Origin of the sequence: Candidatus Tisiphia endosymbiont of Micropterix aruncella, assembly GCF_965178575.1 — a bacterium.
Lineage (GTDB): Bacteria > Pseudomonadota > Alphaproteobacteria > Rickettsiales > Rickettsiaceae > Tisiphia.
Genome location: NZ_OZ238268.1, coordinates 805969 through 819342, shown reverse-complemented (window position 1 = coordinate 819342; position 13374 = coordinate 805969). Strand labels below are relative to the sequence as shown.

Genomic DNA, 13374 nt, shown 5'->3' with positions numbered 1-13374 from the left:
ATATGGTTTTTATGAATTTAACATGCAAAATTATAGCAATTATTTTAGCAACAACAATGTTACACGGCTGTTCTGGTATGAATAAACAAGGTGGTGGAACGCTAATTGGCGGTGTAGCTGGCGGACTTTTAGGATCACAATTTGGTAAAGGGACTGGTCGTCTTGCCGCAACTGGTATAGGTGTTTTAGCTGGTGCACTTATTGGTGGTCAAATTGGTCAGACTATGGATGAGCATGATAGGAAATTGGCAGAGCTAAGTTCTCAGAAAGCATTAGAGGCTGCTCCTAGTGGTCAGAGTGTAGAGTGGCGTAATCCAGATAGTGGTAATTACGGGTATGTAACACCAAACAAAGCTTTCAAAGACGATAGTGGTCAGTATTGCCGTGAGTATACTCAGGTAGCTGTTGTGGGTGGTAAACAAGAAAAAGTTTATGGGAAAGCTTGTCGTAGACCAGACGGGCAATGGGAAATTGTGCGTTAAGCTCTATCAAAATTTATCATTAGTTGACCTTTATACCCCGTTTAGAATATAACAATCAGGCTAGTACTAAGCCTGATTGTTTCTATTGTAAGCCCTACCAACTTTTAAATTACCCTTAAGTAAATGGGATAACGTAACAAAATTAGAGAGTGAGAATGAAGCAATATAGTGATTTTTCGAAGATTATTCATCGTGAAGGCTACATATTTATCGTAAGCTTTGCAGTTGTGACTTTTTTACTTTCTACTGTTCATAATAGTTTTGGATATGTAGGATTAGTTATAACCATTTGGTGTATATATTTTTTTAGGAATCCGGATCGATTTACCCCTATTAGTGACGATCTAGTAGTCAGTCCAGCAGACGGAACAGTGCAAAAAATAACTGAAGCAGTTCCTCCGCTAGAACTTGGTCTTGGTAATCAGGAAATGATTAGAGTTAGTATTTTTTTGAATATTTTTAATGTTCATGTAAATCGTATTCCAGCTAATGGAAAGATTTTATCCCTACATTATAATCCAGGAAAATTTTTCAATGCCTCTCTTGATAAGGCAAGTATATATAACGAACGTCAGTCTGTTTTAATGGAAACAAATAGTGGTCATAAAATTGCTTTTGTTCAAATAGCAGGATTAATAGCAAGAAGAATATTATGTGATTTAGAAGAAGATACTGAGGTTAGGGTTGGCGATAGGTATGGTATCATCCGCTTTGGTAGTAGAGCTGACGTCTATTTGCCGCTTAAAACTGCACTTTGTGTTACTGAGGGGCAGACTTCAGTTGGTGGAGAAACTATTATTGCTGATTTTAGGATCAAGAAAACATCTGAACTTAAGTTTGAAAAAAGATAATACTCTTACTGCTTTAATATAAGTATACAGGTATAAATTGCTTAAAATACACAAAGTTAAAATAACAAAACCAATTCCGTTTATAAAATTGCTTCCTAATTTTATCACCTTATTGGGTCTTGTGGTTGGCGTTAGTGCTATTAAATTTGGATTAGATGGTAGATGGGAAAAGGCTGTATATTGCACCTTAGTTGCAGCTATAATAGATGGAATTGATGGTAGGATAGCAAGAATGCTAAATGCTACCAGTCCTTTTGGTGCTGAACTGGATTCATTATGTGATTTTGCTAATTTTGGAGTAGTCCCAGCTTATCTTGTATATTTATGGTCTTTCCAACAATATGAATATAAAGTACTTTCATGGGGTTCTATATTATTGTTTATGGTATGCATGGCCTTAAGGCTTGCAAGGTTTAATACTACTATTTTTCATGAGATACATAATAAGAAAATAGAATATTTTTTTACTGGCGTGCCTGCACCTTGTGGAGCTTTACTTGCTCTAATGCCAATGATTTTGGATTTTGAAGTGAGTAGCGTTTTAGATATCAATATCCGTGAACATACCATTATGATAGATTTATATATTGTTGTAATTGCTTTTTTACTTGCCAGCAGCCTACCAACATTTTCAACAAAAAATATTAATATAAAACATGAATATTTATCATTAGCGATGATGGTATTTGCTGTTATCATTATAAGTCTTATTATATATCCATGGTATTTGTTACCATCCATTGCCTTTATATATATGTTATCTATACCAGTATGTTATTTTATTAGTAAGAAATTCTATTAAATTTGTGGCATAATAACTAGGGACAAGTAAGTTAGTCAAGGAGAAGGACTTACTTTTTACAGTCTATGAGTATAAATATAGTATACTCGAACGCTTTGGAGAATTGGTCTATCGAAAAAGCCCAAGAAATTGTAGAAGAATCTTTTGATAAATGGGAAGAAATATCCTTAAAAAAAATGGTTGTTTAACTTAGATATTTTAGAAACAAGATATAAAGTTTATATCTAAGATAATTCTTACCTAAAACGTGTTGTTGAAATCTGATCAAAATATGTAGTAGTTGGTTTTCGTTAACAATAAGTAGCTAATATTATTTAGCCCAAATTCAATATAAGAAATCGAGTTAAATTAGTTACTGATGAGTTCTTGACATAGGAGTTGACTTTATATATATTACGGCTTACCTATATGTCATAGTAAGCCTGATAAAGGGGGTGTAGCTCAGTTGGTTAGAGCGTCTGCCTGTCACGCAGAAGGTCGCGGGTTCGAGTCCCGTCACTCCCGCCAGTTCTTATCAGCGATATTAGCAATATTTCCGTTAAAAGCCTGATACTCATGGTATTTCCTCCGGTTAATTAGGTTGAATTTTAATAGTATAGGAAATTGTATTACTTGTCAATTTACAACTAATTCGTAGGTTATTTTGGTAAAAAAACACATATCGTGTACACACAAAATTAGTATTTTTTAGCACTTTATTTATTGAAATACTTAGCAAATAATAGTTAATTATTTCTATCATCAACAATGAATTGAATCAACTTAAAATTGAGTCTTACCATTTTAAAAATAATTGCTTGTCCTAGTTTTAATTACTAAAAATATAATTCAAGTTGTCAAAATACCACTTTTAAACACTTCCTTATTTTAATTCTCATTCTTAATAAATTAACTCTTGCAAACTATTTCCATCAGCGGTAATTATTTTATTATGACTAGTATAAAATTAGTTAATTAATTAACTAACTTTAAGACAATTAGATTGAGCTAGGTTAGTTTTATCACTTAAATAAATATAATTTAAGGTAGGTATTTATGGCAAAAAATTCATTTAACTTTACTAAAGAGATTTTAGAAAAAATTATTCCACCTAAAGCAGAAAAAGATAGTAAGGGCAAAATTATTCGCCCTAAAATTGTCCAACATGTTTATAGAGATACCGAAGAAAGAGGACTAGTCCTAAATGTATCATATTTAGGAACTAAAAGTTTTTTTCTAAGCAAAAAAATTAATGGTACACGTTACAAAATTAAATTAGGTTCTTTTCCTAATAAACTAAATCCTTCTCCTGATGATATTTCTATTACAGAAGCAAGAACAAAGGCAGCAGAATTAAAAAACCAGCTTGCTAAAGGGGTAAATCCTATTTTGCCAAAAGTTCAAGAATTAAAAGAGGAAATGACCTTTAAAGAATTTTTTTATAATAAATATATTGAAGACTACGCCAAACACAAAATAAAGCGTTATAAGAACGTTGTTGCTGACATTAATAGACAAGCTAAACATCTTTATACTAGAAAGCTATCTAGTATAAATAGAGATGATGTACAAAAGATTTTTAATGACCTCACCAAAGATGGCAAAAAAATTACGGCTAATAAATGTGTTCAGAGATTCATAGGAATATTTAATAGAGCTGTTGAATGGGGGATAGTAGCAAACAATCCGATAACTTGTATTATAAAACATCCGGAAAAGTCAAGGGATAGATATTTACTAGCTGAAGAAAAAGAACGCTTTCTTGCGGTTGTAAAAGAAGAACCTCAAATAATACAAGATGTTATTCTTATGCATTTGTATACTGCAGCTAGGAAGGGCGATATTTTGTCAATGCAATGGAATAATATCAATTTAGCTGATGCAACATGGTATGTACCCGACCCTAAAAAGGGTGAACCTTATTTAGTTCCTTTAAAAAAACAAGCTGTGGAAATCTTAAAGACAAGAAATGAGCAACGTCATAGCGAATGTCCTTGGGTGTTTCCAAGTGATCATAATAGTAAAAGTGGACACCTAGAAGATCCCAAAAGAGCATGGAACAGGATTAGGAAAAAAGCTGGTCTTAAAGATTTTAGGTTACATGATCTTCGTAGAACTATGGGAAGTTGGATGGCTATTGCTGGAGCAAGTCAGTATGTTATTGGTAAAGCTCTTAACCATAAAAGCCCTAGATCAACAGCAATTTATGCACGATTAAGTATAGACCCTGTTAGAGAATTTATGGAAAAAGCTGATAATATTTTTGACAAAAAAAACACTACTGACACCAACAACATAATTAAGTAGGCATCATATGATAACCACTTTACTTTATTGTACTAACAAAGCTATAAAAAAGAAAAATCCAACAGGGGATATTGAACTACGTAAAAAAGAAATCAGGAGAAGATTTATCGGTACTAAAGAAGCAATGTCAAAGTTTTTTGAGGTAATTAATGCCGAGCCAAATAGGAAAATGGCAGATTTTTTCTTAATAGTGTTATTCACTAGAGCAAGGAAAGGTGAGGTTTTATCTATGAGATGGCAGGATATTAATTTTGAAGATATGATATGGCACAACCAGTCAAAAAAAGTTCATTTAGTGAAAGATGCCCTAACCATATTAGCAAGAAGGTATAAGGAGAATAATATTGATTCAGTATGGGTATTTCCTAATAGTAAAAATAGTAATCATTTACAAGAGACGATTAAGAGTTGGCAGAAAATTTGCCAATTGACTGGTATTGACGGTTTAATGATTCATGACTTAAGAATGACGCATGATATTTGGATGAGTAAAGCTGGAGAGGATAGAGAGAGAATATGGGAGGCTTTAGGTTATCAAGATATAAGCACAACCAAAATATGTGATATTATGAGCGATCAAGTTAGAGAATCTATGGAAACACAGAGAAGGGAAAATGAAACACGACAACGGAAGATAGAAGAATTGGAACAACAGATAAGAGAGCTTAAATATAGGCAAAACACAAGGACAATGTAAAGTGTGCCATTACTAATTACCTTACATAATTAGTAATGACAACCTCTCTAGTGATTTCCTTCTGTCCGGTTAGGGCATATTTGGCGTCAATAGTATTTATTGTAAAGTCTTGGTATATTTCTCTGATGAAGTCAGTATTACTGTTAGAAATCATTAGTTTTACACCTTTGCTAGTTAGTTCTTTAACGAAATCTCTTAGTCTAATTTGTTCATTCTTATCAAAGGGCAGTCTCGTATAAAATCTTTCCCCGGCTTGGTAATACGGCGGGTCAAAATAGACAAAATCATTTTCTTTAGGCTCGATAAACGAAAAGTCAGTAACGTAAATTGAGGCATCACTTAGAAAATTGCTACATTGCTGTAGTTTCTTATCAATATTAGCACTATTATATTTCTTAGAAGAAAAGGACAAACAAAGTTTACCACTCTTATTAACTCGATACATACCCATGAAAGAATATTTATTTAAATAGAGAAATCTAGCCGTAATGCTAGTCGGGTCATTGCTGTCATTGCGTTTGTGTACGCGATAATAATATTTTTTTGAGTGTTGTTTTTTATGGGTTGCAAATAAATCACTTACTGCTGTTGGATTCTTTTTTACAGCATTGTAGCTGGTAATTAATTCTAAATTAATGTCAGATAAAAAACATTTCTGACACCTATCTTTTATTTTGAAGAATAATGCACCACCACCAAGAAACGGCTCATAATAATTATTGAAGGTAGCAGGAACATATTTTATTAATTGATCAGCAAGTTTTCTTTTACCACCAACCCAGTTGAAAAATGGTAATGACTTATTTTGGGTAGTAACCATGGTGGTAAGTATTCATTATTCAAGTAAGACTAATTATATAAATATCTTACTCATTGTATCATAAATATCACAAAAATGCTACAAGAATCATTGGTATATTGGTAAAAATGGTGGTTTAAAAGTCATGGTCAATGGAAGTACACCCTTTCTTCTGCTAAACAATTAGCTTTGTTTGGTGCAAAAAAACCTGATACAATTTTAGGCTTATATTTGCCTTAAAATGCAAGTAGATAATTAGATGCTTATTCAATTAACCGCATCAGGCAGCTTGTTTGAACAACTAATTTACGGCTTACGTCAATTCGGGATAAGGATTAGTAAAAATGCTTTAGCTATAACTAATACAAGATTTTGGATATGTATAAATTGCATTTCTGTGAATTCATACATTAATTGCTCTTCGTAGTGTATATATGTCTGCTATTTTTACTAATCCTTATCCCGAATTAACGTGGCTTGCTTCTCAGCTGTTTAGTTAGCGACTATAAAAATAATCTTACTCACTGTCTCTAGTTTAACACTATTCTAAAAATTTTTATAAAAAAATTACTAATCGTGAAAAAACCGCTGTACTCTGAGGAAAAATGATAGTATTTGTTAAGACGACGTTACAATAATGTAAATGTCAAGCACTAAGGTTAGATACTAATCGTTCAAATTTTTTTCTAACCTCAGTGTCTACTTTAACGAATAAAATAGGAGTTAATTCTATGCCTACCGATATTAAAAATCAACAAGAAAACAAACAAAATAAAATTTTCAATGAAAAAAATAATATTAGTAGTGACATTATTCTTGAGCTACAACAAAATATTTTAATACACCAAGACTTCATAAAAAATACAGCTCTTAACATAAACGCTTCCTGTAGTAACATTTGGAACTGTATAGAGATAATTCATGGAACAGATAATGCTCAGATACATCAGTTGTCTATAGATGATATTACCGATTATACTAAAGAATTATTTGATCTCTTCCAAAATATGCTAGATTTTATTAAGTGCTATTCAAGCTCAGCTACTAGCACAAGCGTAATACCTATAATTTCTAAGGAATTTTGCCCTTTTCAGTTAATAGAGGACGTTATTGCTAAACTAATCAGAACATCTAAGTATAAAGGCATAAAACTGGAGAATCATTTTGGCAATCTGCCATTTAGTGTCATTGGTGATAGCTTTCGAATTAAAACAATATTAACTCAGCTAATTAGTAATGCCATTATTTTCACTGAAAAAGATACTATTATTTTAACTAGCAATTTTTTTGCTGCAAGAACCTTAGAATCACAAAATGATAAAGATATTTTACAATTCGTTATTCATAATACGGCTATTGATATGTCTGAACAAATACAACAATATATCTATAAGCAATTAGGTAGTCTCGATGGCTCTCTTACCTTTACTAGTTACGTCAATTCGGGATAAGGATATTGAGAACATGTAGATTAAAATCAAATTTTGTTGAAGGTTTATTTTTCTTTAATGAATAAGCAACAAGAGTAGATAATATATGGACAAAGGCATTTATTGGTGATCTATGTCTAGTATGTTCAAGGTTCATTTTATTTTTTAGATAATCAAAAACTGTTTCAATTAAGTTACGCTTTCGAAGTAAGATTTTTTCTTTCAAATCCATTAATTTATTTTCCATATTCTTCTTAATTCCATGAATCATTTTTAAGCCTCTTTCATATAAATTTAAGAACAAATTTTGCTTAATATAACCTTTATCAGCTGCTATAATTCCAGTTAATCTTTTTGTTAACTCCGGTACTGGAACCCTATCATCTACATTGCCTTTGGTCACTTTTAATGCCATAAACTCCCCTTTATTATTGATTATTACATGTAATTTAAAACCATAAAAATACCCCATAGAGGATTTACTATGTTTGGCTAATCCTTTAAAAACTTTATTGCTATAACGCCTTTTATTGTGACAAGCTTTAATCGTTGTAGAGTCAATAAAATAAATACCTGTTTCTTCACCAAACAACAAATGAATCAACATATTTAGCGGTATGAATAATCGTGCCATTAATTCAACAAATCTATTATAACTCAAGGCTTTAGGGAAATCATCCTTATGCATGCACTCTATATAACTTTTATAGAAAAATTTAAAATTCTTAGCATAGGATGTATGAAACATAATTATTATTGTTAACATTTCACTTAAACTCATGCTACAACAGCGATTTCTCTGCTTATTTGATGGTAATAACTTTCTCTGTTCATACTCCAAATAAATTTTACAAAAATCATCTATAAAACTATATAATTCTGTGATATCTTTTTTCATGCCTGTAGTTTGTTTTTTTGTTTAAAAATATAAATACTGCAGGCACTCCTTTTTGACAATCCTTTTATCTATTACTATTTCATCTATATCTTATCCCGAACTGACGTAATACATAAATTATATTTTGGTGATGTATATTTGGATCTTCGGTATTTCAAAAGATGGACAAGATATGTACTAAAGAAATCAAATGATTATACAATTTATTTATTAAAAAACCCTGAGGAGGTTTCATGGAATTTATAAATAATTTAGATGATGCATTGGAAAAATGGTCTTTACTTAAACATCCATTTTATCAAGCTTGGAATAATGGTATTTTGAATAGGAATACACTGAACGTTTATGCTCAAGAATATTATCATCATGTTGCTGCTTTTCCTAGATATATCAGTCAGATTCACGCTTTATGTGCTGATATCCAGGCTAGACAAGTCTTATTAGAGAATTTAGTTGATGAAGAACAAGGTGACAATAATCATCCGGAGCTATGGTTACGTTTTATCGAAGGATTAGGTGTTTCTCGAGATGATGATAAGAATCCAAAATTTGAGTCAACAAAAAGATTGGTTAATGTTTTTTTTGAGTTAACTCAAACAGATTATTCTACTGGGCTTGGAGCATTATATGCTTATGAAAGACAAACTCCAACCGTATCAAAAGTCAAGATTGATGGTCTGAAAAAATATTATAATATTCACAATCAAAGAACCTTAGAATTTTTCGTTGTTCATGCAAAAACTGATATATGGCATACCAATGAACTTATTAAGCTGATTAACAAACTTAATAGCATAAAACAAAAACAAGTACATTATGGAGCCGTGAAGGGAGGCAAATTACTTTGGCAATTTCTTGATGGGATGGAAGGGTTATATGCAAATTCATGCCATTAAAACTCATAAAATCCAATATGGTGAGTCATTACAAACTATATTGACTCAGTATATTGCGGATTTAAAAGAAGGGGATGTTGTAGCTATAACTTCAAAAGTAATTAACGTTAATTCGGGATAAGGATTAGTAAAAATAGCAGACATATATATACTACGAAGAGCAATTAATGTATGAATTCACAGAAATGCAATTTATACATATCCAAAATCTTGTATTAGTTATAGCTAAAGCATTTTTACTAATCCTTATCCCGAATTGACGTATTATGTCATCTGTAAATTTAATCGTAATACTACCCTCTGTCTTATTATATTTAGTCATCGAACAAACATTTATTCGCCACACCTCCTGTAAGTCTATTCTTTCTACCTGTAAGTATTGGTATAATAGCTTATAATAAAAAGATACATTGAATCTTATTCTCTTATTCGTATAATGGTTATTATACGATAACAAAAACGTTGTGGAAATAATGAACAAAACTACCTTACTCCTTAATACTCAAAGTGATAAAGCTTCTTCTCTAAAAGTACAGAAGAGCCAACTAATTTCTATTATTCTAACCTTTTTAACATTAGTAGTTATATTTATATCCAATATACCAGTCTCTTTTGCTGATCACCCAATTATTCAGCGTCAAATTTTGTTCAGTAATCCAGATAAAGCAATGGTGACTCTAAGTCCGGATGGTCAATATATTAGTTACTTAGCACCTAAAGACGGGGTCTTAAATCTTTGGATTGGACCAAGTAGTGACCCATCTAAGGCTCAACCAGTCACAGATGATAAAGACAGAGGAATAGAATCCTACGCTTGGACCTTTAGTGGTACACATATACTCTATGCTCAAGATAATAAAGGAGATGAAAATTTTCGTATTTATGCATTTAACTTAAAAACCCAAAATACAACTCTTCTTACTCCAGCAAGAGATGTTAAGGGACTAATTTATGGAATAAGTGAGAGAATACCCAATGAAATATTAATTGGAATAAATGATCGAGATAAGCGATATTTTGACATTTATAAAGTAAATCTTCTTGATAACACTAAAAAATTAGTAATAGAAAATAATAAATTTTCTGGATTTATTGTAGACGATGATCTTCAAATACGTTTTGCTACTTTTACTAATCAAGATGGAGGTCAGGAATATTTTGAGTTCAAAGATAATAATTGGATTCCTTTCATGACTGTATCTGTAGAGGATTCATTGAATACAAGAATTATAGGTTTTGATAAGACGGGTACCATTGCTTATTTATTAGATAGCAGAGAAAGTAATACGGCAATTCTTAAATCGTTGGATTTAAAAAATGGAAAATCCAAAATAATTGCTAAAGACAAAAGAGCTGATGTTAAAGTATTTACCTCACACCCTACTGAAAAGACTATCCAGGCTGTAGCTATTAACTATGATAAAACCACTTACAATATATTAGATGATTCAATTAAAAGTGATATTGAATATTTGAAAGAAGTTAATCCTGGAAAAATAACTATTAATACTCGTACACTAGATGATCAAGCTTGGCTGGTTGCTTATTTAAGTGATGTTGCCCCTGTTAAATATTATCAATATGATAGAAATAAAAGGACAGCTAAGTTCCTATTTAGTAATAGAGAAAATCTAGAGAAATATAAACTTGCTGAGATGTTCCCTGTAGTTATTAAAGCTCGTGATGGTTTAGATTTAGTAAGTTATATCACATTTCCTACTGAAGTAGCTTTAAGGGATAAAATCTATCCAAATAAACCAATGCCATTAGTGCTTTATGTTCATGGTGGACCATGGGCAAGAGATAGTTGGGGGTTAAGTACAACGCACCAATGGCTAGCAAATCGTGGATATGCAGTTTTAAGTGTTAATTTCCGAGGTTCTACTGGCTTTGGTAAAAACTTTATTAATGCCGGGAATATGCAATGGGGACGTAAAATGCATGACGATTTAATCGATGCAGTTAATTGGGCTATAGAGAATAAGATAGCTGATCCTAAAAAGGTGGCTATTATGGGCGGAAGTTACGGTGGTTATGCCACTTTAGTAGGGCTAACTTTCCCCCCAGATATATTTGCCTGTGGTGTTGATATTGTTGGTCCATCTAGTCTTCTTACGTTAATTAAGAGTGTTCCGCCATACTGGGAACCAATTCTTAATAGCTTCAAGAAAAGGATCGGTCCTTGGGATACTAAAAAAGATATAGAAACCCTTGATCAAATGTCACCGTTAACCTTTGCAAGTAGAATAAAGAAACCTTTATTTATAGCTCAAGGTGCTAATGATCCTAGAGTAAAACAGACCGAATCAGATCAAATTGTTAAAGTAATGCAAGGTAAAAATATACCAGTAATTTATGCATTATACAATGATGAGGGGCATGGATTTGTAAAGCCAGAAAATAGGTTGTCTTATTATGCATTAATAGAACAATTTTTAGCAAAAATCCTTGGTGGTAGAGCAGAATCAATAGGTGAAGACTTAAAAGGTGCTAATTTCCTTTTAAATGGAAAGACTGTAAATGATAAAGAGGCTGAACGAGTCATTAGTCATTCCATTAGTAGTCTAGTAAAGTAAAATTGTTGCCATAAATCTCATGTCTATTAACGACTCATCTTCTAGACAAAAAAGTGCTTAAAAACACGAGTTTAGGATAAGGATTGTTTGGAATGATAATAAGAAAAGGTTTTTTAAAAAAAAGAAGTAGAATTATAAGAAGTTTTTTTAAGCAAAATCAATATAACTCAACATGAAGAAATGTATCACAACAGTATATTATTTAATAGCTAATTTTTGTAAAATTTATCAAGAATGGGAAGATAAGAAGTTGCTACTTTGTAATAGTAAACGCCATAGACAAGGAAGTTTAGACCTTTGTGAATTATTAACTATAGTATTATATTTTTATTTATCTCCCTGCAAAGATTTTAAAAATTACTAAAGGAAACCGAAGTGATATCTCTACTGTTTTATCTATGACTCAAGGGTTAGAAGGCAAATTATTTAGTGACAAGGCTTATATATCAAAGGAGCTATTTAACAAACTTTTAGCAAGAAGCTTACGTTTATTTACTAGTATTCGCAAAGATATGAAAAAACATTTACTTGAAATAGAAGATAAAGAACTGTTAAAAAAGAGAACTCTAATTGAATCAGTATTCAATGTACTAAAAAATAACACGTGTCTAGAGCATTCAAGGAATAGATCGCCTGTTAATTTTTTAGTCCATATTTTTGCTTGTGTTGTAGGATATGCTATTAAAAAACTTAGCTTAAAATCCGTTATTTCTGTTAATCAGAATTCGCTCTTATCCTAAACTCGCATCTTAAAACGCCTAAAGAATGATGTTGGTAGGGATTTTATTATAAGATTTGTAGCCATGTAAATATTACTTTTTTGCTTGGCATGCTTAAAATTAATCAGTATAATTTTTTGCATGTATGTTATAACTGTTTCAAGTGAAAATGCTCATCGTTAAAGACATTATTAAATGCATTTACAAAAAGGTTTATTTCTAAATGAGCTAGAAATGAACGTAAGTCTTGTCGTGCTTGAGTTCTAATGTCTAAGTTTTCTAAAGAAACATAAGGTAAATGAGAAAACAACATTTTAGCAAGAGTAGTTTTACCTGATTGTCTAGGATCTGTAACACCTAAGATGGGTATAAGTCGTGCCGCTGTGTACAAAATATTAAACGATCTTTCCTAGGGAAAAATCTGTGTTACAAGATAGTTAGGAAATTTAATACTTTTGTAATATACTTTTACTAGGGCATGTCATCAATTGAGCCAAATGACTATGGGAGCATATAAATAGCCCCAGAAAGTTCTTTGTAGATTGTAATCAGCTTTTGTAAAATAGTTTATAGGCTCATAAATATTAATTTGTCTTTTAAAAATATTTTAATATAATAACATCACCTTATTAACTTAATATCTGCTTGATTGATTTCTAAGTTATACCAAGCTTTATCAGCAGTATATATAGAAACATTTAGTTTGATACCAAGTGCTATACAAGCTCTATCGCCAAAAGATAGACCTTTGTGTTTTGTATGTTTTTTAAGAGCCCACACTTGATACGCTTCGCGGTCAAGTTTATAATGGAATAAACTGATGCAATACCTTAAAATTAGAACCGGATCTGTACAAGAGTTATGGTCGATAAGCTCAATGGTGTTTTCTGTACCCGATTAGGAGCGTGACTTTGGAGGATGGTGTTTTGTACATTGAT

The 13374-nt window shown here is 31.5% G+C and carries 14 protein-coding genes, 1 tRNA gene and 1 pseudogene; 12 read left to right on the top strand and 4 right to left on the bottom strand.

The annotated features are described in order from the left end of the window. Positions 1–11: 11 nt before the first annotated feature. From ACN1AG_RS04045 to ACN1AG_RS04015, 7 genes are all read left to right on the top strand, one after another. Complete coding sequence (locus ACN1AG_RS04045) at positions 12–482, top strand: RT0821/Lpp0805 family surface protein (RefSeq protein ID WP_417905541.1); 471 nt, start codon at positions 12–14, stop codon at positions 480–482. Positions 483–637: 155 nt separating this feature from the next. Then, positions 638–1333 (top strand): phosphatidylserine decarboxylase, encoded by a 696-nt coding sequence (locus ACN1AG_RS04040; protein WP_341748140.1) that lies wholly within the window; start codon positions 638–640, stop codon positions 1331–1333. A gap of 37 nt (positions 1334–1370) precedes the next feature. Then, positions 1371–2135, top strand: a complete 765-nt coding sequence (locus ACN1AG_RS04035) for a CDP-alcohol phosphatidyltransferase family protein (RefSeq protein WP_417905540.1) — start codon at positions 1371–1373, stop codon at positions 2133–2135. A gap of 65 nt (positions 2136–2200) precedes the next feature. After that, positions 2201–2323, top strand: a complete 123-nt coding sequence (locus tag ACN1AG_RS04030) for a hypothetical protein (protein WP_417905539.1) — start codon at positions 2201–2203, stop codon at positions 2321–2323. A gap of 242 nt (positions 2324–2565) precedes the next feature. Then, positions 2566–2642, top strand: a tRNA-Asp gene (locus ACN1AG_RS04025). Between the two features lie 528 nt (positions 2643–3170). Next, positions 3171–4421, top strand: coding sequence for a tyrosine-type recombinase/integrase (locus tag ACN1AG_RS04020; RefSeq protein WP_417905538.1), 1251 nt, complete (start codon positions 3171–3173; stop codon positions 4419–4421). 7 nt (positions 4422–4428) lie between these two features. After that, on the top strand, positions 4429–5118 hold the full coding sequence (locus ACN1AG_RS04015) for a tyrosine-type recombinase/integrase (RefSeq protein WP_417905537.1): 690 nt from the start codon (positions 4429–4431) through the stop codon (positions 5116–5118). Between the two features lie 16 nt (positions 5119–5134). Here the strand turns inward: ACN1AG_RS04015 and ACN1AG_RS04010 are convergent, their stop codons facing one another. Further along, a complete protein-coding gene (locus ACN1AG_RS04010; RefSeq protein ID WP_417905536.1) occupies positions 5135–5938 on the bottom strand; it encodes a DNA adenine methylase in 804 nt (267 codons plus the stop codon). Between the two features lie 710 nt (positions 5939–6648). Between ACN1AG_RS04010 and ACN1AG_RS04005 the strand changes: the two genes are divergently transcribed. Continuing rightward, positions 6649–7368 (top strand): sensor histidine kinase, encoded by a 720-nt coding sequence (locus ACN1AG_RS04005; RefSeq protein ID WP_417905535.1) that lies wholly within the window; start codon positions 6649–6651, stop codon positions 7366–7368. Here the strand turns inward: ACN1AG_RS04005 and ACN1AG_RS04000 are convergent. Next, positions 7355–8245 carry an IS982 family transposase gene (locus ACN1AG_RS04000; protein ID WP_367363772.1) on the bottom strand — a complete coding sequence of 297 codons (891 nt, stop codon included), beginning with the start codon at positions 8243–8245 and terminating at the stop codon, positions 7355–7357. The genes ACN1AG_RS04005 and ACN1AG_RS04000 overlap by 14 nt on opposite strands. Positions 8246–8478: 233 nt before the next feature. Here ACN1AG_RS04000 and ACN1AG_RS03995 point away from each other — a divergent pair, with 233 nt between their 5' ends. The 4 genes and pseudogenes from ACN1AG_RS03995 to ACN1AG_RS03980 all read left to right on the top strand — a co-directional run bounded on the left by ACN1AG_RS03995 (position 8479) and on the right by ACN1AG_RS03980 (position 12457). Beyond that, entirely contained in the window at positions 8479–9141 is a 663-nt protein-coding gene (locus tag ACN1AG_RS03995) for a CADD family putative folate metabolism protein (RefSeq protein ID WP_417904532.1), read from the top strand. Further along, on the top strand, positions 9122–9262 hold the full coding sequence (locus tag ACN1AG_RS03990; RefSeq protein WP_417905534.1) for a hypothetical protein: 141 nt from the start codon (positions 9122–9124) through the stop codon (positions 9260–9262). Before ACN1AG_RS03995 ends, ACN1AG_RS03990 begins: the two co-directional genes overlap by 20 nt. 352 nt (positions 9263–9614) lie before the next feature. Further along, entirely contained in the window at positions 9615–11717 is a 2103-nt protein-coding gene (locus tag ACN1AG_RS03985) for an alpha/beta fold hydrolase (protein ID WP_417905533.1), read from the top strand. A 172-nt stretch (positions 11718–11889) separates the two neighbouring features. After that, positions 11890–12457 (top strand): annotated as a pseudogene (locus tag ACN1AG_RS03980) (transposase). A 127-nt stretch (positions 12458–12584) separates the two neighbouring features. Here the strand turns inward: ACN1AG_RS03980 and ACN1AG_RS03975 are convergent. Together ACN1AG_RS03975 and ACN1AG_RS03970 are read right to left on the bottom strand one after the other, a co-directional pair. Further along, complete coding sequence (locus tag ACN1AG_RS03975) at positions 12585–12827, bottom strand: hypothetical protein (protein ID WP_417905532.1); 243 nt, start codon at positions 12825–12827, stop codon at positions 12585–12587. A 230-nt stretch (positions 12828–13057) separates the two neighbouring features. Next, the gene (locus ACN1AG_RS03970) at positions 13058–13216 is read right to left on the bottom strand and encodes a hypothetical protein (RefSeq protein WP_417905531.1); all 159 of its coding nucleotides are present in this window, start codon (positions 13214–13216) and stop codon (positions 13058–13060) included. Positions 13217–13374: the final 158 nt, after the last annotated feature.